The sequence below is a fragment of the Elongatibacter sediminis genome (genome assembly GCF_037892215.1).
Lineage (GTDB): Bacteria > Pseudomonadota > Gammaproteobacteria > Xanthomonadales > SZUA-36 > Elongatibacter > Elongatibacter sediminis.
Genome location: NZ_JAZHOG010000002.1, coordinates 335,197 through 359,234 on the forward strand (window position 1 = coordinate 335,197; position 24,038 = coordinate 359,234).

General features: G+C 63.6%; 20 protein-coding genes. 4 read left to right on the plus strand and 16 right to left on the minus strand.

Features of this window, described 5'->3' with window-relative positions; all coding sequences use genetic code 11:
• The first annotated feature begins 55 nt into the window (after window positions 1–55).
• A complete protein-coding gene (locus tag V3330_RS04170) occupies window positions 56–1,699 on the plus strand; it encodes an ATP-binding protein (RefSeq protein WP_354694137.1) in 1,644 nt (547 codons plus the stop codon).
• A 45-nt stretch (window positions 1,700–1,744) separates the two neighbouring features.
• On the opposite strand, the gene V3330_RS04175 is transcribed toward V3330_RS04170, so the two are convergent.
• The 14 genes from V3330_RS04175 to prmB form a co-directional block, all read right to left on the minus strand.
• Window positions 1,745–3,196 (minus strand): WS/DGAT/MGAT family O-acyltransferase, encoded by a 1,452-nt coding sequence (locus tag V3330_RS04175; protein ID WP_354694138.1) that lies wholly within the window; start codon window positions 3,194–3,196, stop codon window positions 1,745–1,747.
• A gap of 4 nt (window positions 3,197–3,200) precedes the next feature.
• Complete coding sequence (gene purF, locus V3330_RS04180; protein ID WP_354694139.1) at window positions 3,201–4,697, minus strand: amidophosphoribosyltransferase; 1,497 nt, start codon at window positions 4,695–4,697, stop codon at window positions 3,201–3,203.
• A gap of 539 nt (window positions 4,698–5,236) precedes the next feature.
• A complete protein-coding gene (locus V3330_RS04185; protein WP_354694140.1) occupies window positions 5,237–5,806 on the minus strand; it encodes a CvpA family protein in 570 nt (189 codons plus the stop codon).
• Between the two features lie 184 nt (window positions 5,807–5,990).
• Window positions 5,991–7,019 (minus strand): SPOR domain-containing protein, encoded by a 1,029-nt coding sequence (locus tag V3330_RS04190; protein WP_354694141.1) that lies wholly within the window; start codon window positions 7,017–7,019, stop codon window positions 5,991–5,993.
• 114 nt (window positions 7,020–7,133) lie between these two features.
• Window positions 7,134–8,402: a bifunctional tetrahydrofolate synthase/dihydrofolate synthase gene (gene folC / locus V3330_RS04195; RefSeq protein ID WP_354694142.1), complete on the minus strand. Its 1,269-nt coding sequence runs from the start codon at window positions 8,400–8,402 to the stop codon at window positions 7,134–7,136.
• A gap of 75 nt (window positions 8,403–8,477) precedes the next feature.
• The gene (gene accD, locus V3330_RS04200; RefSeq protein ID WP_354694143.1) at window positions 8,478–9,374 is read right to left on the minus strand and encodes an acetyl-CoA carboxylase, carboxyltransferase subunit beta; all 897 of its coding nucleotides are present in this window, start codon (window positions 9,372–9,374) and stop codon (window positions 8,478–8,480) included.
• 101 nt (window positions 9,375–9,475) lie between these two features.
• Window positions 9,476–10,288, minus strand: a complete 813-nt coding sequence (gene trpA / locus V3330_RS04205; RefSeq protein ID WP_354694144.1) for a tryptophan synthase subunit alpha — start codon at window positions 10,286–10,288, stop codon at window positions 9,476–9,478.
• Entirely contained in the window at window positions 10,285–11,517 is a 1,233-nt protein-coding gene (gene trpB, locus V3330_RS04210) for a tryptophan synthase subunit beta (RefSeq protein ID WP_354694255.1), read from the minus strand. The genes trpA and trpB overlap by 4 nt, the downstream gene beginning before the upstream one ends.
• A 4-nt stretch (window positions 11,518–11,521) precedes the next feature.
• Window positions 11,522–12,142 (minus strand): phosphoribosylanthranilate isomerase, encoded by a 621-nt coding sequence (locus V3330_RS04215; RefSeq protein ID WP_354694145.1) that lies wholly within the window; start codon window positions 12,140–12,142, stop codon window positions 11,522–11,524.
• A complete protein-coding gene (truA, locus tag V3330_RS04220; RefSeq protein ID WP_354694256.1) occupies window positions 12,139–12,918 on the minus strand; it encodes a tRNA pseudouridine(38-40) synthase TruA in 780 nt (259 codons plus the stop codon). The genes V3330_RS04215 and truA overlap by 4 nt, the downstream gene beginning before the upstream one ends.
• Window positions 12,919–13,072: 154 nt before the next feature.
• Window positions 13,073–14,881 carry a type IV pilus assembly protein FimV gene (locus V3330_RS04225; protein WP_354694146.1) on the minus strand — a complete coding sequence of 603 codons (1,809 nt, stop codon included), beginning with the start codon at window positions 14,879–14,881 and terminating at the stop codon, window positions 13,073–13,075.
• A gap of 62 nt (window positions 14,882–14,943) precedes the next feature.
• Complete coding sequence (locus tag V3330_RS04230; RefSeq protein WP_354694147.1) at window positions 14,944–16,011, minus strand: aspartate-semialdehyde dehydrogenase; 1,068 nt, start codon at window positions 16,009–16,011, stop codon at window positions 14,944–14,946.
• 70 nt (window positions 16,012–16,081) lie between these two features.
• Window positions 16,082–17,170, minus strand: a complete 1,089-nt coding sequence (gene aroC / locus V3330_RS04235; protein WP_354694148.1) for a chorismate synthase — start codon at window positions 17,168–17,170, stop codon at window positions 16,082–16,084.
• A complete protein-coding gene (gene prmB, locus V3330_RS04240) occupies window positions 17,163–18,092 on the minus strand; it encodes a 50S ribosomal protein L3 N(5)-glutamine methyltransferase (RefSeq protein ID WP_354694149.1) in 930 nt (309 codons plus the stop codon). Before prmB ends, aroC begins: the two co-directional genes overlap by 8 nt.
• A 79-nt stretch (window positions 18,093–18,171) precedes the next feature.
• Here prmB and V3330_RS04245 point away from each other — a divergent pair, with 79 nt between their 5' ends.
• Window positions 18,172–18,825, plus strand: a complete 654-nt coding sequence (locus tag V3330_RS04245) for an SCO family protein (RefSeq protein WP_354694150.1) — start codon at window positions 18,172–18,174, stop codon at window positions 18,823–18,825.
• Window positions 18,825–19,679: an archaetidylserine decarboxylase gene (asd, locus tag V3330_RS04250; RefSeq protein ID WP_354694151.1), complete on the plus strand. Its 855-nt coding sequence runs from the start codon at window positions 18,825–18,827 to the stop codon at window positions 19,677–19,679. Before V3330_RS04245 ends, asd begins: the two co-directional genes overlap by 1 nt.
• Before the next feature lie 33 nt (window positions 19,680–19,712).
• Here the strand turns inward: asd and V3330_RS04255 are convergent, their stop codons facing one another.
• The gene (locus V3330_RS04255; RefSeq protein WP_354694152.1) at window positions 19,713–21,572 is read right to left on the minus strand and encodes a M2 family metallopeptidase; all 1,860 of its coding nucleotides are present in this window, start codon (window positions 21,570–21,572) and stop codon (window positions 19,713–19,715) included.
• A 112-nt stretch (window positions 21,573–21,684) separates the two neighbouring features.
• Here V3330_RS04255 and V3330_RS04260 point away from each other — a divergent pair, with 112 nt between their 5' ends.
• Window positions 21,685–22,389 carry a hypothetical protein gene (locus tag V3330_RS04260; protein ID WP_354694153.1) on the plus strand — a complete coding sequence of 235 codons (705 nt, stop codon included), beginning with the start codon at window positions 21,685–21,687 and terminating at the stop codon, window positions 22,387–22,389.
• Between the two features lie 37 nt (window positions 22,390–22,426).
• Here the strand turns inward: V3330_RS04260 and ppnN are convergent, their stop codons facing one another.
• On the minus strand, window positions 22,427–23,800 hold the full coding sequence (gene ppnN, locus V3330_RS04265; RefSeq protein ID WP_354694154.1) for a nucleotide 5'-monophosphate nucleosidase PpnN: 1,374 nt from the start codon (window positions 23,798–23,800) through the stop codon (window positions 22,427–22,429).
• Window positions 23,801–24,038: the final 238 nt, after the last annotated feature.

A 24,038-nucleotide genomic window follows, 5' to 3' on the forward strand; every position in this document is an offset into this window, starting at 1 on the left:
CGTTCCCGGCTGGACGGACCGGCAGGGCGACACCACAAAGGACTGGGTTATGGACATGAGAAGCGATAGCAAAACACTGGTCGGACACATCATCGAAGTCACCGGTGCCGATTTCGTGGCCCGGCTGATCAGTGAAGACGAGGGCTATACACCGGAAATCTCCGTCGGAAGCGACCGCATTCGTGTGGGACAGGTCGGCTCGTACATGATGGTGGAGCAATTCGGCTATCGCGTGCTGGCCATTGTGGAAAGCATGTGGCAGGAGGATGACGGCACCGGCGAAATCATTCGCATGGTGCGCATGAACCCGGTCGGCGAACTCAGCAGCGGGGGCGACTTCTACCGGGGCGTCGCCCACTATCCGGTCACGGGCGCGGAATTGCACATCGTGACGGCCGACATGTTGACCGGTTTGTTCTCGGGCTACGCCGAAGCGAACTACAAGGTCGGGCACCTCAGTGCGTTCGAGTCGATCGAGGCCTACATTGAACCTTCCTCGTTCTTTGGCCGCCACGTGGCCATCCTGGGCCAGTCGGGCGCCGGCAAATCCTGGTCGGTCACCAGCCTGATCCAGTCGGCTCTCAAGTCGATGCCGAACGCCCACGTGGTGCTGCTCGACCTGGCCGGGGAATACGGGCTCAAACCGGGTGACCTGCGCTCCCATTCGGCCTTTCCCAAGGACAAGACCCGCTGCATCGACGCGGAAGACCTGGAAATGCCTTACTGGTTACTGACCTTCGCCGAACTGGTCGATCTGCTGATCGATGCCGACGACGAGGACGCACCGGTACAGATCGCTTTCCTGCGCAGCGCGGTGCTGGAACTCAAGCGCGAAGGCAACCAGCATCTCGACCTCGGCCACATCACCGTGGACACGCCGCTTTATTTCTCCCTCGATGACCTGGTCAAGCGCTTCAAGGACGCCAACGAGTCGACCACCAGTTTCGGCAAGTCGAAAACGGCCCTGTTCGGCAAATTCGACCAATTGCTGGTGAAACTGCAAAGCCGCATGAACGACACCCGTTATGACTTTCTGCTGCGCCCGAAAAAACGCACCTCGTCAGACACCCTGCCCAGCCTGATGCGTGATTTTGTCGGCCTGGGTGAACCCCGGGCCAAGGTGACGGTCATCGACCTGAGCTCGGTACCCTACGACATCCACCACACCGTGACTTCGCAGATCGGCCGCCTGGCGTTCGAATTCAATTACTGGAATCCGCGCTGCCGCGAGTTTCCCCTGTTCCTGGTCTGCGAGGAAGCGCACTCCTACATTCCCCGGCATGGCTCCAAGGAGCACGAGCAGACGCGCCGCGCCATGGAGCGGATCGCCAAGACCGGCCGCAAGTACGGTGTGGGAATTTGCGTGGTCAGCCAGCGCCCTCACGAACTGTCCGAAACCGTACTCGCCCAGTGCAGTTCATTCGTCTGTCTGCGCATTTCCAACCCGGACGATCAATCCTACGTCCGCGAACTCGTTCCCGATGCCGCCCGCGGCATGCTGGATGCCCTGCCGACCCTGGCCCAGGGCGAAGCCATCGTCGTCGGCGAAGCCGTGCCCATGCCGATTCGCGTGCAGATTTACATGCCCGATCCACCACCGAATTCCAGCAACATCGATTACGCCGGCGAATGGTCGCACGGGCCCGAAGAAATCAGCGTCGAGGACATGGTGGACCGCTGGCGCAAACAGGAACGCTGAAGCCCGCCCCAGGCAGATCCCGGCCCGGGTATCAGCCGGTGGAAATCAGGAATCCTCAGAGCGCAACAGCCACTCCGCCTGTTCGGGGTCAGGCCGGCCTTCCAGCGGAAGCATCATGGCCAGGTGCAGAAGGTTTTCCAGTTCCGGCCGGAAGCGGCTGATGATGCGCGCCGGATCATCCACCAGCCTGCGGTCGGTGATGACGCCGAAGAACACCTGCCCGTCGTAGCTGAGAATACTGACGCCCATGCCGATGGTGCCCGACTGGGGTACCCAGAACATCATGTCTCGAACCCGTCCCCCGGCCAGATACAGCGGCTGTTGCGGCCCGGGGACATTGGTCAGCACCGCGGTCGCCTTTTCGCTCAAACGCTCCAGCGCCGGTTTCTGCAGCGCGTGTGGGCCCATGCCGAGTGCCGCCAGGACGCCGAACGACATCGCGGCCTGCCGGCTGGCTTTCAGTTCGTTCATTCGCTCGTTGACGCAATAAACTCGCCGCAGCGGATTGGCCTCACCGACCGGCAGGGACAGGAAGACCAGGCCAAAGTGATTACCGAGTTCGCGGGCGTGCTCCAACGGGCGCAGATTGACCGGCACGGTGGCACGGATCTCGGGACAGTCCGCGTCCGGGTCGAGTTCGCGCAGATACGCGCGCAGCGCCCCACTCACCGATGCGATCAGTACGTCGTTGACCGTGCAGCCCAGCGCCTTGCCCAGGGCTTTCACTTCGTCCAGCGGCACCGGCTCGGCCCAGGCCACCCGCTTGCGCCCGCCCAGGCGACCCTTGAAACGCGTCGCCGGATCATTCGGCAACGTCAGGGCATGCGACAATTCACGCAACAGGTCGCCGGCCACCCCGAAGCATTCGGCCGCTTTCTCTGGATCAGCGATAACCTGCAAAGCCTCATCCAGCAGCTTCTGGCTGAGGTGTACCGCGAAATCCACACCCTCGCGGGCCGGTTCCAGCAAACGCTGGAAGACGGTGGACTCGGACGCACGCTTTTGCTTCCAGCGTTTGGGATTGACCACCTTGCGGCCTTGCGGTGTCGGATCGGTCAGGCTGAGAAATACCTGGACCAGGGCGATCCCGTCCGCATAGCAGTGGTGAATGCGCATGACGACGACAGGCCCGCCGACATAATTCTCCACGAAGTGAAACTGCCACAGCGGACGCGAGGGATCCAGGGCAGTACTCGCCAGATCGCTGACGTAATCTTCGAGCTCGTCCTGCCCCGCCCCGCCTGGCAGCGCCACCCGGCGCACATGACCGTGAATGTCGAAATCCGGGTCGGTTTCCCAGAAGACACCCGACGAGGTCGATACCGCCTTCTGACGAAAACGCCGAAACGCCAGGAACCGGCTTTGCACGGTCTCCACCAAACGCGTGTAGCTGGCCTCGGCCTCAAGGCCGACGACGCCGGTAATCATCATCAGGTTGGTGGGCTGCTCCATGCGCAACCAGGCCGTGTCGACCTTGGACATGGGCTCCCGGGTCATGTTCTCATCCGGTCGCCCGGGCCGGAACTCCTTCACGGCGCCGGGTCCGCGCCTGGTCGGACCGCACCTGCTGCAGCTGCTCGAGGTATTCGGGACTGACACCGGTGACGTAGTCACCCGAGAAGCACGAGGTATCGAACTGGCTGACCTGCGCGTTACCTTCCCGGCAGGCTTCGATCAGGTCGGGAAGGTCCTGATAGATCAACCAGTCCGCGCCGAGTTCCTGTTCGATCTCCTTTTCCGTTCGCCCGCACGCGATCAGCTCGGATGCCGCCGGCATGTCAATGCCGTAGATGTTGGCATGGCGCACCGGCGGTGATGCCGATGCGAAGTAGACCCGCCGTGCGCCGGCATCCCTGGCCATCTGGATGATCTGGCGCGAGGTGGTCCCGCGCACCACGGAATCATCGACGATCAGTACATTCTTGCCGCGAAATTCAAGATCAATGGCATTCAATTTCTGTCGCACCGATTTCCGGCGCTCCGCCTGACCCGGCATGATGAATGTACGGCCAATGTAACGGTTCTTGATGAACCCTTCGCGATACTTCACATCCAGATCGTAAGCCAGCGGGAGCGCCGAGGTACGGCTGGTATCGGGAACCGGAATGACAACCTCGATGTCGTGATCGGGGCGTTCACGAAGAATTTTCCGCGCCAGGGTCTGACCCATCCTGAGACGGGCCTTGTACACGGAAATGTCGTCCAGCAGCGAATCCGGCCGCGAAAAATACACGTGTTCGAAAATGCACGGCGTGAGTTCCCGCGCGAGCGGGCTGTCGTGCGTGTGCAGTTGGCCGTCCAGCGATATGAATATGGCTTCTCCCGCCCGAAGGTCCCGCATCAACTCGAAGCCGAGAACGTCGAGCGCAACGCTTTCCGAGGCGACGGCGTACTCCGGGCCCGCCGGGGTTTCGCGCACACCCAGCACGGCCGGACGAATGCCCCAGGGATCGCGAAAACACAGGACACCATGACCGGAGACAACGGCAATGGCCGAGTACGCACCGGAACACCTCCGATGCACGGCATCGACGGCAGCGAACAAGTGTTCGGGGCGTAGCGATGCCGGTCCGAGTTCCTGCAATTCGTGGGCCAGCACGTTCAGCAACACCTCGGAATCCGAACGGGTGTTCAAGTGCCGGCGGTCACTGTCGAACAATTCCTGGGTCAACTCACGGGTATTGATCAGGTTGCCGTTATGGCCGAGCGCGATGCCATAGGGAGAATTGACGTAGAACGGCTGAGCCTCGGAAGAGTCGTCCAGACCAGCCGTGGGATAGCGGACGTGCCCCATCCCCACGCGCCCGGTCAGGGCCTGCATTTCGGTCGGGCCGAAAACATCCCGTACAAGACCGCTTCCCTTGTGCAGATTGACCCGGTGACCGTCCAGGGTCGCGATTCCCGCGGCGTCCTGGCCACGGTGCTGCAGCACCGTCAGGCCTTCATACAAGTCGGCCGCAACATTGTTTTGGGCGACGATTCCGATGATTCCACACATTTAAAGTGTCTCGCTTGCCTTCATACGCTGCTGCGCAGCGTAAACCGGCTGCGCTCGACTGCATTCTATGCGATTGCTCTGACTCGCTACGCTCGCCAACCGCAATCGATTTTGTGTCTCGCTTGCCTTCATACGCTGCTGCGTCACCGTCGCGCGTGTAAACCGGCTGCACGGTCTACGGCTGCACTTCCTTACTCATTGAGCTGCGCTCAATACGTGCGGGCGTTTTCGCCTGCCCTCGACTGCATTCTATGCGATTGCTCTGACTCGCTACGCTCGCCAACCGCAATCGATTTTGTGTCTCGCTTGCCTTGTTGATGGCCGTGCCATCAATAGCGGGGGTGTCGTTCACTTGCTTGCCTTCTTGACGCTATGCGTCAAACCGGCTGCACTCGTTCACTCCGCTCCCATCGTCATTACATTTTGCCTAGCCCGGTTCCACCGGCCACTGCCAGCGGCCTGACGAACCGGTCGCGACAGGTTTTTTCGCTGATTAGAAGCGCGCCCCGGATGCGGCGCATTCTAGCATGGCTTGAGACTCAGGCTGGCTCGGATTCCGCATCATTGCCGGGCGGATCTTCGGCCCCTTCGGAGCCGGTTTCCTCCGCCGGGAGATCGGCGGTGAAATCGAGCTGATCCCGGGCGGCCTCGGGGAGATACTGCGTTGTCCACAACACCAGCGGCATCAGCCGGGCGATCATCGCGGAAGACTGCCACCAGGGGTCTTTGGGGATCGGTGTGAAGCCGGCAATCAGTAGAAAAGCGACCACGATGGCCAGGCCTCTGGCTGCACCGAATGCGCCACCGAGCAGGCGGTCGGTTCCGGTCAGCCCGGTGGTTTCCACCAGCAGACCGATCAGATAATTGAGCAAGCCGCCTACCACCAGAACCAGCAGAAACAAGCCGGCGAACCCCATCGCGGTGCGAACCGAAGGCAGGGATACATGCGGCTCCATCAGGGCTGCGACATCGCCGGAAAATCGATAGGCGACCACGAAGGCCGCGGCCCAGGTCACCAGGGAAAAGACTTCTTTCATGAACCCGCGCAGCGCGCCGACCAGAAGAGAAATGACGATGGTGGCGAGAATGGCGTAGTCGGGCCAGTCCATATTCAGAGTCTCGCTTCCCTTCTTACGCCGAAAACCCGGCGTAAACCGGCTGCGCTCGACGGCATCAATGCGATTGCTCTGACTCGCTCCGCTCGCCAACCGCAACCGACCTGTCTCGCTTCCCTTCTTACGCCGAAAACCCGGCGTAAACCGGCTGCGCTCGACGGCATTGCCGGAAAATCCTTCAATCCGAGCTCATGACGACGCCCTCCAGGGAATGAGCGTCGATGATTTTCTGCCGGGCAGTCAGCGCGTCCTGGCGATCCAGAAACGGGCCGACCCGCACGCGGTGAATGCTGGACCCTGACGAACGCACGGTTTCCCGGTAGGCGGTCAGGCCGCTGTCCTGCAGTTGTTTGACCAGGCCTTCGGCGTTGGACGCGTCCGAGAAACTGCCCACCTGCACGACCCAGCGGACCAGGGGGTCGGCGGGACTGGTCACCGGAGCATCTTCGTCCGGGCGCAGATCCACCACCCGCGGATTCACGCCATCCACCACTTCCCTTACCCGGCCGACGGCGGCATTGGCCTCCGATTCCGAAGCGTATGGGCCTACCCGAACCCGGTTGAGCCGGGCCGCATCGGATTCGACGGTGTCCAGCAAAACCGCGAGCCCGGCATCTTCTAATGTACCCATCAGGCGCCGGGCGTTGGCATCGCTGCCCAGGCTGGCCACCTGCACCACGTATCGCCCGGCAGCGGGGGCGGGTTCGGCGGATCCGGGGCGGGCTTCGGCTGGCGGTGGCTGGATTTCAACCCGGGGCGCGGCTTCCTCGCGCACCTCTGGGGCGGGTATGACGCCCGAATCATTCGGCCCGGGGGCATGTTCGGCTTGCCCGGATTCAGGCTTTGCCGCCTGCGAGTCTCCACCGAGTTCGTCAGCCGTTGAAGCATCCGGAGAATCACCGGAATCCGGTCCGTTTGATTCGAGATCCCGGGGTTCAGGTTCGGGTTCGGGTACGGGCAGGCGACCGGGACCGTTCGTTTCCGCGGTACCCTCCGCGGCTTCCGATACAGGGCCGCCCTGATCACCGAGCGGAAAGCGGCGGGTTTCAAACGTGATTTCATCGGGCCGTGGTGGCAGCTCGATGCGTTGCGACGGCGCCGAACCGGGATCGTCGGGCGGCCCGTCCAACAGCATGGGCAGGACGATGACAGCAAGGGCGATGAGTACCGTAGCGCCAACCAGGCGTTGCTTCAGTGCTTTGTCCATGGCGTGCGCTGCTGCCCCGAAAACGTGGAGTTGAGGGATTCTATCAGTATCCCTGTCAACCTGCCTCGCCTCGCCGCCCAATGCCACACTGCGGCCGTTGCGGGCACCCGCGTCTTACCCGGCTTCAAGGAACTCCATCGCCTCAACGGCTGTCGTGAAGGACCCGAACACCAGTATCCGGTCGTTGGCTCCGGCCCTGTCCAGTGCCGATCGCAAGCCGTGTCGAACCCCGTCAAAGGCCGTTACCGCACCGGCACCCGTGACCTTGGCGACTTCCCCCGCCAGATCCGTCCCGCTACGGCCTCGCTCGCCACCGAGCGAACAGCAATGCCAGATCTCAACCCGGTCCGCGAGCCCGGCGGCGACACCGGCCGCGTCCTTGTCACGCAGCATGCCCAGCACACAAATCGTCCTGCCGTTTCCGGCGCTCTCCAGGGTCGCGGCCACCGCCTCGGCGGCCAGGGGGTTGTGGCCCACGTCCACCAGCACTTCCGGTTGTTCGCGAATCCGCTGCAGGCGTCCCGGAATCTGGATGCCGGCAATGGCCCTGGCCAGTGCGTCGCCGCGGGTCAGCACCCCGGACTCGAGGGCCGCCACGGCGGCCATGGCAGTGGCCAGATTACGTACCTGGTGTGCGCCCGCAAGGGGCGGCCGTGGGAGACGAATTTCAGTCTGCAGGCCTTGCCACCTCAGTTCCGTGCCGACTTCGGTGATCGAAAACTCACGGCCCAGCCGATGGACCGGAGCGCGCAGCCTCTGCGCCACCCGCAACACCGATTCGGGTGGGTCCGATTCACCGCAGACAACGGGCCGGCCGGCACGGATGATGCCCGCCTTTTCCGCGCCGATGGACTCGAGATCCGAACCCAGGTACTCCTGGTGGTCCAGCCCGATGGGCGTGATGACCGAGACGTCGGCATCCAGCAGGTTCACGGCATCGAGGCGTCCGCCCAGGCCCACTTCGAGCACGGCGTGGTCGAGCCCCTGATCGGCAAGAGCCAGAAAGGCCGCCAGGGTTCCAAACTCGAAATAGGTCAGGCCGATGTCGCCTCGTGCGTTCTCGACCTGACGGAAGGCATCGAGCAGCCGGCCATCGGTAAGCTCGGTGCCCGCAATGCGGATGCGTTCGTTGTAGCGCATCAGATGCGGAGAGGTATACGTGCCGACCCGATACCCGGCCGCCCCGAGCAGCGCCGCTGCGAACGCCACAGTCGATCCTTTTCCATTGGTGCCGGCGACCGTGATCAGGCGGGATGCGGGGCGCGGTTTTCCCAGCCGGTCCCAGACTTCCCCGATGCGCTCGAGACCCAGATCAATGGCGACCGGGTGCCGGGTTTCCAGTAAGCGCAGCCACTCAACGATGCTATCGGGGGGCGGCATCATGGCGATTTTGCGGTCTGCGGAAGATGGATTCGCAAATGGGAGGTTTGCCGAAGGGACAGGATCGCGCCAAGCGGTTCAGGCGTCCGACTCAACCACCTCGCCGCTGACAGGCTTCGGCCGTGAACCGCCACACAGCAGCCCCAGCAGCGCGGCGATCTGCTCGCGTAACTGGCGCCGGTCGACGATCATGTCCACTGCCCCTTTCTCCAGCAGAAATTCGCTGCGCTGAAAACCCTCCGGGAGTTTCTCACGCACGGTCTGTTCGATGACCCGCGGGCCGGCGAAGCCGATCAGCGCGCCGGGTTCGGCGATGTTGACGTCACCCAGCATGCCCAGGCTGGCGGATACTCCGCCGGTCGTGGGATGAGTGAGCACCGATATGTAGGGAAGACCTTCTTCGGCCATTCGTGCCAGCACGGCACTGGTCTTGGCCATCTGCATCAGCGACAGCAGCCCTTCCTGCATCCGGGCACCACCGGTGGCGGAGAAGCACACCAGGGGCGCGCCCAGCCGCAGACATTCCTGACCGGCCCGGGCGAATTTTTCGCCGACGACGGAGCCCATGGAACCGCCCATGAAACGAAACTCGAAGGCCGTGACGACGAGTTCGCGTCCCATCAGGCTTCCGGCCATCGCAATCAGCGCATCCTTTTCACCCGTCTGTTTCTGCGCTGCGGCCAAGCGATCCCGGTATTTCTTGGTGTCACGGAATTTCAGCGAATCGACCGGCTCCAGATCCGCCGCGATCTCGCGCTGGTTTTCCGGGTCGAGGAACTGCTGTAGCCGGGCACGGGCGCCCACCGGCATGTGCTTGCCGCACTTGGGGCACACCAGCAGATTACGTTCCAGTTCCGGCCGATACAGGACCGAAGTGCATTCTTCGCACTTGGTCCACAGTCCCTCGGGAACATTACGCTTGTTGCCGCCTTCGGTTCGAATCCGTGACGGCATCAACTTCTGGAACCAACTCATCGGGATCCGGCCCCGAACGGGGCGGCCGGCAGTGCCTGGGAATTTTGGTGACGCGTCATCGTGAGCATCCTCGATGCGGTAGAGACTTGCCTGAGCGATACTCAGGCGGCCCCATTGTCCATGGCGGCGCGAACCGGTGCAAGAAAGTCTCCCGCCCGGCGGGCTGCTTCATCAGCGCTGGAGGCGTCTGCCATGCTGGCCACCAGGGCGCTGCCGATCACCACGCCATCAGCCATGCCTGCCACCGCCGCTGCGGCCTCCGCGTCCTTGATGCCGAAACCGACCGCCAACGGCAGGTCGGTCACTTCGCGCAAATCGGATATGGGCTGCGCCATGCCGGAAAAATCCAGCCGGTCCGCACCGGTGATACCCTTGAAGGAAACGTAGTACAGATAACCGCTGGCGCGACCCGCGATTTCCGCCAAACGCTCGGATGTGGTTGTCGGAGCCACCAGAAAAATGGCGTGCAGGCCGGCATCACGCAGCGTTTGCTCGAGGTCATGACTTTCCTCGGGCGGGCAGTCCACCATCAGCAATCCGTCCACACCCGCTGCGGCCGCATCGTCGACGAATGCCCGGTAGCCATAGCGCTCAACCGGGTTGAGGTAGCCCATCAGAACCACCGGCGTGCGGTCATCTTTCCGCCTGAAGAGCCGCACCATGTCCAGCACCGAGCGCAAAGTGACGCCGCGTTCGATAGCGCGTTCGCTGGCTTCCTGGATCACCGGCCCGTCGGCCATCGGATCGGAGAACGGCACGCCGAGTTCAATCAGGTCCGCACCCGCTTGCACCAGTGCGTGCATCACTGCCGGCGTCCAGTCTGCCCCGGGATCACCAGCCGTCATGAAGGGAATCAGCGCGGTGCGCTCGCGGCTCCGGAGTTCCCGGAAACAAGTGTCGATTCGATTGCTCACAGTTCGATATTCTCCAGCGCGGCCACCGTCTGAACGTCCTTGTCGCCACGCCCCGAAAGGTTGACGATGATGGTCTGGTCCGGACGCATTTCGGCCGCCAGTTTCAACCCATGGGCGACGGCATGACTGCTCTCCAGGGCCGGCAGGATGCCCTCCAGCCGAATCAACAGGTGGAAAGCCTGCATCGCTTCCTCGTCGGTGGCACCAACGTATTCCGCCCGTCCGATATCCTTCAGCCAGGCATGCTCCGGCCCTACCCCGGGATAATCGAGTCCGGCCGATACCGAATGCGTGTGCTCGATCTGGCCCGCGTCATCATCCATCAGGTAGGTGCGGCAACCGTGCAGTACGCCGGAACGGCCGGCGCACAGCGAAGCCGCGTGCTGGCCGGTGGACAAACCCCGGCCGGCAGCTTCGACCCCGACCAGGCGTACATCGCTGTCTCCGAGGAACGGGTGGAACAGGCCAATGGCGTTGGAACCACCGCCCACGCACGCCACCAGGGCATCCGGTAGCGTGTCGTACTGTTCAATCACCTGGCGCCGCGCTTCACGTCCAACGACCGCGTTGAAATCCCGCACCATGGTCGGGTATGGATGCGGCCCGGCCACCGTGCCGATGATGTAAAAGGTGTCGTCCACGTGGGTAACCCAGTCGCGCATCGCTTCGTTCAGGGCATCTTTAAGGGTGCGGGACCCGCTCGCCACCGCGCGCACTTCGGCGCCCAGCAGCTTCATGCGAAAAACATTGATGGACTGACGCTGGATGTCGACCTCGCCCATGTATACCACGCATTGCTTGCCCAACCGGGCCGCGACGGTCGCTGATGCCACGCCGTGTTGCCCGGCACCGGTTTCGGCGATGACCCGTGGCTTGCCCATGTAGTCGGCCAGCAACGCCTGGCCCACCGTGTTGTTCACCTTGTGCGCACCGGTATGGTTGAGGTCCTCGCGCTTGAGCAGAATCCGCGCACCGCCGGCATGCTCAGTCAGCCGACGAGCGAAGTACAAGGGTGACGGACGGCCCACGAAATAAGCGAGATCGGCATCGAAGCGCGCGATGAATTCGGGATCTTCACGCCAACGCAGCCAGGCGTCGCGCAACTCCTCCAGCGCGAACATCAGGGTTTCGGACACGAAGCGCCCGCCGTAAGGCCCGAAATGACCGGTCTCGTCGGCCTCCCAGGTTTGATCGCGGAAGACTTCGGATGACGAAGCGCCCGCTTTAATGGGTTCAGTTGACACGTTTTGCCTCTTCGATGAATCGCCGGATTGCGTCCGGATCCTTGATGCCGGGCGCGGTTTCCACGCCGCTCGAAACGTCCACCGCCCAGGGTCGTACGACGCGCACGGCCTCGGCGACATTGGCGGAATTTAGGCCTCCCGCGAGAATCAGGGGCAAGCGGCCGGGCCGGATGGCATCCCAGGCCACGGTGTGACCGGTGCCACCGAGACCGCCCGGGGCATGGCTGTCGACCAGGATGCCCGCGGCATTGCCAAACGCCGCCTCGGCTTCCTTGACCGGCTCCTGTGCCGCGCTGACGGCCTTCGTATAGGGTAACCCGAACTGGCTGCAGAAACCCGCCTCTTCGCGTCCGTGAAACTGCAACAGACCCAGCGGCACCACTGCCAGCACTTCACGAACGAATTCCGGCTCCGCGTCGAGAAACAAGCCCACCCGTTCAACGAAAGGGGGGACGGCCCGCACGAGCTCCGCCGCACGTTCGGGGCTGACCCAGCGCTTGCTGGCGGGTACAAAAACAAAGCCCAATGCATCCGCTCCGGCACGGCACGCTGCGCGCACGTCGGGAACCCGGGTCAGACCGCAGATTTTCACACGCACCGGACCGCTCATGACCCATCCGTGCCGCGGGGGAACTCCACCTCGCCGGGAGGCAGCCCGTATTCGGTGGGAAACCGTGCGCCGACAAAATACAGTCCTTCTGAAGGTGCCGTGGGCGCCGCCTGGTTCCGGTCCCGTCCGGCCAGCACGGCAGACAACCAATCGGCGTCGCGCTCGCCACGTCCCACGGCCATCAGGCTGCCCGCCAGGTTGCGCACCATGTGATAGAGAAATCCATTCGCGGTCACTTCAAATTCCACCCGGCTGCCTGCACGCCGCACCTCGATCCGCTGCAGATCACGCACCGCATGACGGGCCTGGCACCCGGCGGCACGGAATGCCGAGAAATCGTGTTCTCCAAGCAGGCACTGCGCCGCCTCGTGCATGCGCCCGGCATCCAGTGGCTGGCGGCACCAGGCCACGTAACGAGCGTGCAGCGCGGGTCGGATCCAGCGGTTGAGAATGACGTAGCGATAAGTGCGTGCAAACGCGCTGAATCGCGCATGAAAGGATTCATCGACTTCACGTACCCACAGGACGCTCAGGCTGGCCGGCAGATGACTGTTGACCCCCAATACCCAGGAACGCTCGCTGCGCCGCGCCTCGGTGTCGAAATGAGCCACCTGGCACAATGCGTGGACGCCGGTATCGGTGCGGCCGCACACGGTGACCCGGAGGTCGTGATCTGCCACCCGGGCGAGCGCCTGCTCCACAGTGCCCTGTATCGTGGGCTGCTGGCGTTGCACCTGCCAGCCGAGAAACGCGCTGCCGTCATATTCGAGTCCGATTGCGAAACGCATTGCGGGCCCTTCCCAAACCGGACATTTTCGGATCAGCCCGCGCCGATTGCAATCCCGGAGAACAAACGGGGCCGGAGCGATTGGCCGCCCCGGCCCCCGATTCACCAGACGATCACGCCGGCACCGGCATGATCCGGGTCGATTACAATTCGCTGATCATGGTCCGGGCTTCGGCCTGCTGTTCCTCGTCACCGTGCTCGATCACTTCAGCGAGGATGACTCGTGCGGCCTCCTTGTCGCCCATGGAAATATAGGCGCGTGCGAGATCCAGGCGCACCTCGGGATCCTCGCTGTCCTCATCCAGCAATTCGGCTTCATCTTCATCGCGGTCGGGTTGGCGCGCGGCCTTGCGGGGGGATTCCTCATCGGCGTCGCCGCCCGCTGCTTCGTCGGCGAGGCTGTCATCCTCGTCCTCGACCGGCCCGGTTTCCCCGGAATCCGCCTCCGCCTCATCGGGATGAAGCACGCGGAGTATTTCCTCGGCTTCGTCCTGGATATCGCGCACGGTGCCGTCATCCGCGCCGGCGGCGCCCGCAATCACGGGTTCGGCCCGCCCGCGCCGGCTCACGAACCAGCCGGCGACGATGGCGGCCACAACCAGCAGGATCACCCATACCGCCGTACGACTCTGGTACCAGGAGGATTCTTCACGCGGCCCGTCCGTGGTGCGGACCTGGGGTACGGCATCCGCCGCCCGCGGTGGTGCTGCCGCCGCGCTGTCGCTTGCCGGCGGCTCATCAAGCCCGGCAGCCTGGCCCAGACGTTCATCGCGCAGACGTGCTTCCATCGCTGCAAGCTCGGCATCTTCCACCGTCGCTTCTTCCCCGGTTTCCGTCAACCGGCTCTCGAGTTCCTCGATGCGCTCACGCAGGAATTCGTTTTCCTGCTGTTCACTGAACAGTTCTTCCTCGGTACGGGCCAGTTCCTCCCGCAACACCGTCGCGGAGGTCGAGGCTTCGGCATCCTCCGCCGCGTCGTCCGCGGTGCCGTAAGCACTGTCCACACCCTCGCTCTCCGATGGCGGCACAATTTCGAGCTGTGCTTCCGCGACGGGTTCTTCCTCGGCCACCCCGACGTCCGGCGCGACCGAGGTGTCGGCGATCAGCGGCGTGTCGACGGCTGCGGACGAAACGGTGTCGAGCCCGGCTCCGAATTCGGATGCCTGCTCCAGCACCTCGTCGCGGGCGGCGGACGGAGACAGGGTCTCGATGTCCTGGCGGCGCGGCATGCGCAGTATCGCGCCCCGTTTGAGCAGGTTGATGTTGTCGTTGATGAAGGCCTGCGGATTATTGCGCTGAATGGCCAGCATCACCTGGTTGAGGTCCATACCGGTTCCGGCCGACCAGTCCGAGGCGATGCGCCACAGGGTTTCACCCGGGCGTACCGGGCCGTACTCGCCTTCCTCGGGTATGGCGGCTGCCGCAGGACCCGAAGCGGACACGGCCGGAGATTCCGCCGCCGAAACCGGCTCCGGCGCTGCGCGGCCGGAATCGTCGGGCATCGCTTCACGCGCGGGTGCGCTGGGCGGTGGAGGCGCGGCCGACGGCACCGTGGGCGGATCCAGGAACAGGGTATATTCGCGCAGCATGCGCCCACCGGGCCAGGTCACTTCGACGATGAGACGGATGATGGGGTCACGCACCGCCAGGTTGCTCGTCACCACGATCCAGGCGTCGTCACCCTCCTGCTGCAAGGTGAAGCGCAACGGAACCGAAATCGCTTCGCGACTGGCTCCGATCAATGCGAAGTCATCGGCCGAAGCAAGGCCGGCGGAAACGGAACCCAGGTCCTCGTCCGGGCGGGAGATCAGGTCGATTCGGGCGCGGAGCGGCTGGTCCAAAAACGACTCGACGCTCGCATTTCCGAGCCCCAGCGCCAGTACGGCGGGGCTGAACAGCGCCAGACCGGCGCACAGGGTCCAGCGCGCGACTTTGCCCAAGCTGATTGTCATGCGTCCCTCCGTCTTTCCCTGACTCTCAGAAGAACATCCCTGGTGCGGCCCCACTCGCGGAATCACCCGGCCGCAGGTACCGAGTGTACGTCCGCGGCGGCTGACTTGCCAACCGCTTCACGGATGGCCTCCAGACGTTCCATGATTTGAACGGCGTTGAGGGCGGCGCCCTTGCGCACGTTGTCGGCAACCACCCACATGCTGATTCCGCGCGGGTGACTGAGGTCACGACGCAGGCGCCCCACATAGACCGGATCCTTGCCGGAAGCATGCGACACCGGGGTGGGATGGATGCCATCCGCACCCTCCATCAGTTCGATCCCCGGCGCGTTGCGAAGCAGTTCAGCGACCTCCTCGATGCCGATGTCGTCGCGTGTTTCGAAGTGCACGGCCTCGGCGTGACCGTAAAACACCGGGACCCGGACCGCGGTCGCGTTCACATCGACCCCGCTGTCTTCCAGAATCTTCTGCGTCTCCCAGTGCATTTTCATCTCTTCACGGGAATAACCGTTGTCCAGCATTTCATCGATCTGCGGCAATACGTTGAAGGCGATGGGCTGGGCGAAAGCCTTTACGTCGGGATCCTGGAAATTCAGCCGCTGCGCGGTCTGATTGGCGAGTTCGTGCAGGCCTTTGCGCCCGGCACCGGAAACCGACTGGTAGGTGGCGACATTGACTCGCGTAATTCCCGCGGCCGCGTGGACCGGCGCGAGTGCGACAACCATCTGGATCGTCGAGCAATTGGGATTGGCGATGATCGAACCACGCGTCACTTCTTCCAGACGGCGCCCGTTCACTTCGGGCACCACCAGCAGGATGTCGTCGTCGTAACGAAAGGCCGAGGTATTGTCGATGACGATCGAACCCGCCTCCGCGGCTCGCGGCGCATGCTCCTTGCTGACCGACCCGCCCGCGGAAAACAGCGCGTAGTCGACCTCGGAAAAATCAAAATCCGCCAGGTTTTCCACCGTCAGCTGGCTGGCCCCGAATTCGACCTCCTGGCCGGCGGAGCGCTCGCTGGCCAGTGCCACGACACGGTCGTCGCGGTGCCCCCGTTCGGCGAGGATGGACAGCATGACTTCGCCGACGGCGCCGCTGGCGCCAACCACTGCAATTCTGGGTCTGTTCATGACTTCGGCACTACCTATCGTTCATATTTTGGGAATGAGGAGAATTGTAACGCTTTGTTTGCCCGTAGACCTACCCTGCCGGGTTTTCGGTGCCGAATTGGCCGGTCTGCCCGCGATGACGAATAACATGATCCATCAGTACCAGGGCCAGCATTGATTCGACGATGGGCGTCGCCCGGATGCCCACACAGGGGTCGTGGCGGCCCTTGGTCACGACCTCGATCTCATTGCCGTCGATATCTAGGCTGCGGCATGGCAGGCGCAGGCTCGACGTGGGTTTGAACGCCGTGCTGACCAGAATGTCCTGGCCACTGGATATGCCACCGAGAATTCCGCCGGCATGGTTACTGAGAAACCCATCCGGCGTCATTTCATCGCGGTGCTCGGAACCGGGCTGGGTGACGCTTTCGAAACCCGCGCCGATCTCCACACCCTTGGCGGCATTGATGCTCATCATGGCGGCGGCTATTTCGGCGTCAAGCTTGCCGTAGATGGGCTCGCCGAGTCCCGCCGGCACATTGCGCGCGACCACGTTGACCCGCGCTCCCACTGAATCACCCGATTTGCGCAGGCCGTCCATGAAGCCCTCCAGTTCCGAAACCATGGCCGGGTCCGGGCAGAAAAACGGATTGGCGTCGATCTCCGACCAGTCCATCTCGCGATCGGTACGCAACGGGCCCAGTTGGGCCAGCCAGCCGCGGATTTCGATGTTCAGCCGGGTGGCCAGCCACTTGCGCGCGATGGCGCCGGCGGCGACCCGCATGGTCGTTTCCCGGGCCGACGAGCGCCCACCGCCGCGATAATCCCGCAAGCCGTACTTTTTCCAGTAGGTGAAATCGGCATGGCCGGGGCGGAACTGGCGTTTGATGTTTTCATAGTCCCGGCTGCGGGCATCGGTGTTTTCGATCAGCAGGGCGATCGACGTTCCGGTGGTCCGGCCTTCGAACACGCCGGAGAGAATCTGAACGTCATCGGCTTCCCGGCGCTGCGAGGTGTGGCGGGAGCGGCCGGTCGCCCGTCGCTCGAGTTCACGGCGGATCTCGCCAGCTTCGATCTCCAGCCCGGGCGGGCATCCGTCCACCACGCAACCGATCGCAGGGCCGTGGCTTTCGCCGAAAGTGGTAACCCGGAAACATTTCCCAAACGTGTTGTCAGACATGCCCTCTCATCCTGGTGCAACGCTCGATGGCCGGCCTGGCCTGCTCCAACTGGACGCGATCGAGCACGAATACCCCGCCGCCGCCGTGACTGAATTCCAGCCACAGGAACGGCACTTCCGGCAGCAGATGTTCGAGCCGTTCATCGCTCTCGCCGACTTCACAGACCAGTATGCCCGTTTCCTCGAGGTGGGAGGGCGATTGAAGCATGATCCGCAGACAGGCGTCCAGGCCGTCATCGCCCGATTCCAGCCCCAGGGCGGGCTCGGCCCGGTATTCGCCCGGCAGGTCCGGCAGGCTTGCGGCCGGGACGTAAGGCGGATTGGTCACGATCAGGTCGTAACGGCGACCGGCCAGCCCCGCGAACAGGTCCGACCGGATCAGCTCGACCCGGTCCGCGACGCCATGGCGCTGCACGTTACGGCGGGCGACTTCCAGCGCCGCCGCACTGATGTCCGAGGCGTCCACCCGCAGCCCGGGCAGGTGTACCGCCATGGCGATGCCAATGCAGCCACTGCCGGTGCACAGATCCAGGGCCCGGGACAGCCGTTCCGGCGGCACCCAGGGCTGAAAGCCTTCGAGGATCAGCTCCGCGACCGGTGACCGCGGCACCAGCACCGACTCGTCCACCTCGAATTCCAGACCCGCGAACCACGCGCGGCCGGTCAGGTAGGCCAGCGGCACGCGCCGGTCGATGCGTTCCGTCAGCAGCCGCTCGATCCGGCGCCCGGCTTCCTCATCGAGTTCCGGGTCTGCCGGCGCGGCCGACCCGGAACTCGCCAGGCTGGAATCCACCGGCAGGCCGGCGGCATAGCGGACCAGCCACGCCGCCTCATCCCGCGCGCACGCGGTGCCGTGGCCATAATGCAGGTTCGCATTCTCCAGCCGCTGCGCAACGCGCTCGATCCATTCATTGAGATGCATGCTTTTCCCTTCTCCGACGGCGGGTTTCACGCTTCGGAAGCAGTATAATCCGGGCTCAGCGAACCGTAACGGAGCCTCCATGCCCGCAACTTCACGAAACCTGACCGCGCTGCTACTCGCATTCAGCCTGGCCGTCCTGGGACTGTTGGGCGGCGCGCTGGCCTGGCGGGTATTCGAGCACAGTGAACCACCGGCGACCGAATCGCTGATCGTCCTGCCGGAACCGCGCATCGTAGCCGATTTCGACCTGCGTGATCAGCGGGGCGAGCCGTTTTCGTTGCAGGATCTGCGCGGCCGCTGGTCGGTCCTGTTTTTCGGCTTCACGTCCTGCCCGGATGTCTGTCCGAATACCCTGTTTCAACTGCACCAGGTGCGTTCCGCCCTGCTCGAGACACTCGGCCCGGACGAGGTGCCGGAGATCTACCTGGTTTCGGTCGATCCGGAGCGGGACACGCCCGACAAACTCGCCAGTTATCTCGAACACTTCGATCCGGCCTTCAAGGGTGTCACCGGCGACGACGCGCAGCTACGCGCCCTGACGCTGCAGCTGGGCGCCATGTATCACGTCGCACCCCACGATCCCGGCGACACCGCCTACCAGGTCGACCACAGCGCCAGCCTGATGCTGCTGGATCCGGAAGGCCGGCTGTACGGGGTATTGCCGGCGCCACACGTGGTCGATCACATCATCGCCGACCTCACTGAAGTGCTGAACAACTCCGGGAGCGGCTGATGGCCCTGTTCGACCGATTGTTCGCCTTCATACAAACCCTGCTGCCGCACCACCTGCTGTCCGCCGTGGTGCACGCACTGGCGCGCATTCGCCTGGCACCGATACGCAATGTGCAGATCGGCCTGTTCAGCCTGTTCACCGGCGTTGACTGGAGCGAGGTGCGCCGTCAGCGCATGGCCGACTACGCCCATTTCAACGATTTCTTCACCCGCGAACTCGGCTCCGGCGCCCGCCCGCCAGACCCCGATCCCGAAGCGGTGCTCAGCCCCTGCGACGGGCGCATCAGTCAATGCGGCCGCATCACCAATGACCGGATTCTGCAGGCCAAGGGCCACAGCTTTTCACTGCGTTCCCTGCTGGGAAATGACCCGGGCGCGGCCGATTTCGTCAATGGATTCTTTCACACCATCTATCTGTCGCCCCGGGATTACCATCGCGTTCACATGCCGCTGACCGGCCACCTGCAACGCATGGTGCATGTGCCCGGCCGGCTGTTCAGCGTTTCGCCATCCACCGTCCGCGCCGTGCCCGACCTGTTTACCCGGAACGAACGGGTCATCTGCCTGTTCGACACCGAACACGGACCCATGGCGGTGGTGCTGGTCGGCGCCATGCTGGTGTCCAGCATGGAAACCGTCTGGGCCGGCACGGTCACCCCGCCGAGAGGCCGGCGCATCAGCACCGGCGACTGGTCGCGGCGCGACATCCGCCTGGAGCGCGGCGAGGAACTGGGCCGCTTCAACATGGGTTCGACCGTCATCGTGCTGCTGGGTCCGGGAGCGGTCTCCACGCTCGCCGATTACGGGCCGGACGATGCGGTGCTGATGGGTCAGAAACTCGCCCGACTGCGTTGACGCTCCGGCCGCACCGCCCCGCCCGTCAGCGGATCACCACCCACACTGCCGCCCGGCATTCTGTTCATCCAGCCAGCTTTGCAGCGGCGCGAAGTAGTCCAACAGAGCCCCACCGTCCATTTCACGCGTGCCGGTGAGTGCCTCCAGGGCGTCGGGCCACGGCCGGCTCTTGCCCATTTCCAGCATCGCGTTCAGGCGCTGCCCCGCCGCTTCGCTGCCGTTGAACGAGCAGCGATGCATCGGCCCGTCGAATCCGGCGATGTCGCACAGCGCCCGGTAAAACTGAAACTGCAGAATATGCGCCAGAAAGTAGCGGGTGTACGGGGTATTGCCCGGCACATGGTATTTGGCGCCCGGATCGAAGGCATCGGCGGGGCGCTCGTTGGGCGGAGCCAGACCCTGGTAGCGTTCGCGCAACTGCCACCACAGATCGTTATAGCCCTCCGGCCCGACTTCGCCGGCGAAAACCTTCCAGCGCCACTGGTCGACCATCAGACCGAACGGCAGGAATGCCACCTTGTCCAGAGCCCGCCGCAGCAACAGCCCGACGTCACCCTCACTTCCCGGCTCCTCGTCCAACAGGCCGATTTCCGTCAGGTAGGCCGGCGTGATCGACAACGACAGCGTGTCACCCACCGCCTCGTGGAACCCGTCGTTCGCGCTGTTGCGGTACAGGAAGGACAGCGTGTTGTAGGCGCGCTGGTAGTAGTTGTGCCCGAGTTCGTGATGGATGGTCCGGAAGTCCTCGGCGTTGACTTCGATGCACATCTTGATGCGCAGGTCGTTCTTCTCGTCGATGTCCCAGGCCGAGGCGTGACAGACCACGTCCCGATCGGCGGGCTTGACGAACAGCGAACGCTCCCAGAAGGTTTCCGGCAGCGGGTCGAAACCCAGCGAACTGAAGAAGGCCTCACCCGTACGAACCATGCCAACGGCATCGAACCCGCGGTCCTGGAGAATTCCGGTCAGGTCGTAGGCATCCTCGACTTCAGCGGGGGCCACGAGGTCATAGATGTTTTCCCAGTCCTGGGCCCACATATTGCCCAGCAGATGGGCCGGAATCGGTCCCTGCTGCGGTACCACGTCTTCGCCGTAGGCCTCACCCAGCCGGGCGCGCACGTGGCAATGCAGAGCCTCGTAGAGCGGGCTGACCTGTTCCCACAACCGATCCAGTTCCGCAGGAAACTCGCTGGCCGGCATGTCGTAATCGGAACGCCACATCGCGCCGAGGTCGGTGAATCCCAGCGCCTGGGCGCCCTCGTTGGCCAATTCGACCTGGCGCGCGTACAAGGGCCGCATCGGCACCGATACCCCGCGCCAACCGTCCCAGACTTCCAGCAATTCCTGCGGATCACGCGACTCGGCGAGGATGTTCTCCAGTTCGCCGAGCGCCAGGCAGCTACCGTCTTCGCGGCAGTATTCGCCCTTGCCGTACAATCCCTTCAACCGGGCACCGATCTCCGCCTGCTCCGCGTTCTTGGCCGGATCCAGCGGCGCGGGAATGGTTATGCCGCTGCGCAACTGGTTCAGTTTGCGGGCCGTATCGGCATCCAGACCGTCGATGCCGGTAAATTCCGCCGCGCGGCTGGCGGCTTCGACCTGGGCCGCCGTCAGTTCTTTCTTGGCCTCGGCCGTGAGCAGTTCGGTATCGTAGGTGATGAAATTGGCCTGGACCCATTCCTGCCGCTCGGCGTGCTGGGACAGCACTTCGAGCCGGGCTTCCGTCTCGCGGACGAATTCCGCGGCCTGTTGTGCGGTCGGCGCGCTGCGTTGCTCCTCGACAGCCCCTTGCGGGGACGCTGTTTCCGGGTCGTCTGCCGGTACGCATGCGGCCAGCATGGCCGCCATGCCGGTCAGGCAGATCAGGGTCGAAACTCGACCGAGTGTATGCATGGGAATACCCTCGAAATTTCATGATTTTGATGGTGAGGGAGGCTAGCAGGAATCCGGACACCGCTCCAGCGGAACCGGGGAGACGACCGGCCCTCTAACTGCGGAAGACACGATGACAAACGCCATGATGAAAAAAATATCCGCCAGCCTGCTCCTGTGCGTGGTGCTGGTCGCGCCCGCTGCGGCGCAAACCGCGGACCCGCGCCTCCCACCGGCGAAAGAAGCGCCCCCGACCGCCCCGGTCAGCCTCAGCGAACTCGCGGCCCGGGCCGATGCCGTGGTGCTGGCCCAGGCCCGCGACGCGGATTACGTTTATCGGCGTGAATTTCCGGTCGGTGGAACGGCATATCTGCGCGTGCTCATCCCGTACAAACTGGACCCGGACACCGATATCATCGAGGTTTACGAAGAAGGCCTGCACGAACACGAATGCTACTTCCCCAACCCGACGGTATTCGAGGAGGGGCGGCGTTACCTGTTGTTCCTGAAACGAGACCCCGACAAGCAGGGGCGTTATCGCGGCATGCCGGAGGGATGTGCGCTGGAGGTTCTGGTCGACGAACACAACAGATACGCGGTGCGGCTACCCATTACCGGCATCGACCTGACCGACCCGCTGGAAACCCGTGCCCAACCGATGAATTTCGCGGACGCCTATGCCCGTGAAACCGAGGAATCCCTGTCGCCGGACGATCGTGACGCCTGGCTTGAAGCCGGCTGGCTGCGGCCAACGGACGACGGTTACACCTACACCCGGGGCCTGGATCTCACCACTGTCCGCCGGCTGATGGGGCCAGCGGCTCTCGGCCGGGACTGATACCCGCCAGGTGGCCGCATCGCCTTGCGCGGAGGGTTCAGGACACGATCCGGTAACAGGGTTTGTACGCGCTGCCGCCGGGCAGCTTCATGCGGTTTTCGTGCACGAAACTGGCCAGCAGTTCGTCCAGCGCCACCATGATGTCCCGCTCACCCTGAATCTCGAACAACCCGTACTCGCGGATGCGGCGCATGCCGTCCGGCTTGACGTTGCCGGCCACAATGCCGGAAAACGCGCGCCGCAGGTTGGCCGCGAGTTCATGTGTGGGCAGCCCCGGATCGATTCTCAGCGCCGCCATGCGTTCGTGGGTCGGCTCGAAGGGGATCTGGAATTCGCGCTCGATTCTGAGCAGCCAGTTGAAATAGAAAGCGTCGTTGTTCTCAATGCGGAAGCGCCGTACCTGTTCCAGACCTTCAGCCATGCGCCGCGCCACTTTATCCGGGTCGGAGATGATGATCTCGTAACGATCGCTGGCGGCGTCGCCCAGGGACAGTCGAATGAAGCGGTCGATCTGTTCAAAATAGGCGGCCGATTCACGCGGTCCGGTCATGATCACCGGGAACGGTACATTCGCGTTGGACGGGTGCAGCAGAATACCCAGCAGATAGAGAATTTCCTCGGCCGTGCCGACGCCGCCGGGAAAAACGACAATGCCGTGCCCCAGCCGCACGAAGGCTTCCAGGCGCTTTTCGATGTCCGGCATCACGATGAGCTCGCTCACGATGGGATTGGGCGATTCGGCCGCAATAATGCCGGGCTCCGAAATGCCGATGTAGCGCCGTGATCCCACCCGCTGCTTGGCATGCGCGATGGTGGCGCCTTTCATCGGGCCTTTCATCGCACCCGGCCCACAACCGGTGATGATGTTGAGCCGGCGCAGACCCATCTCGTAGCCACACACCTTGGTGTAATCGTACTCCTCGCGCGAAATCGAATGCCCCCCCCAGCACACCACCAGACTGGGGTCCACCTGGGGAATCAGCGACTGCGCGTTGCGCAGCAGTTCAAACACGGCGTTGGTGATACCGGAGGAAGACGTCAGGTCGTGATGCGGATGGCCCCGGATCTCGCTGTCGAAATAGATCAGGTCGCGAATCACGGCCGACAGCAATTCGCGTATGCCCTCGATGATGCGGCCGTCGACGAACGCAGAGCCCGGTGCGTTGTCGAGTTCCAGGCGCAATCCCCGGTTGACCTGTTGCACTTCGAGTTTGAAGTCACTGTAGCGCGCCAGCAGGGCTTCGGCGTCATCACCCTGGTTGCCGCTGTTGAGTACAGCCAGCGCGCAACGGCGCAACAAGTCGGCCAGATCACCGCGGCTGGCGTCGGTCAGGCGTTCCACTTCGTGCCGGCTCAGGGTGTTGAGCATGCCGGCCGGATAGAGGCGGGTCGAGACGGAATCTGCAGACAAAGGAGTATCTCCGGAGTTTCTTTTTCTGACCGGCTAGCTTATCGCAATCTGGCATCCGTGCAGCACCGCAGCCTCCGGCCGGATGACAGGCCACTGTCGAAACGGTGAAAAGATCCCGGCCGGCCACCCTGAAAATCCGGCTGAAAACCGGGGCACTTCAAATGTTAAGATTTCGTAATAACTTTCTGCTAGTATTTTTTTAAGAGCACCCCGGCGCCGAAGGGAAGTTGAGGTTTCC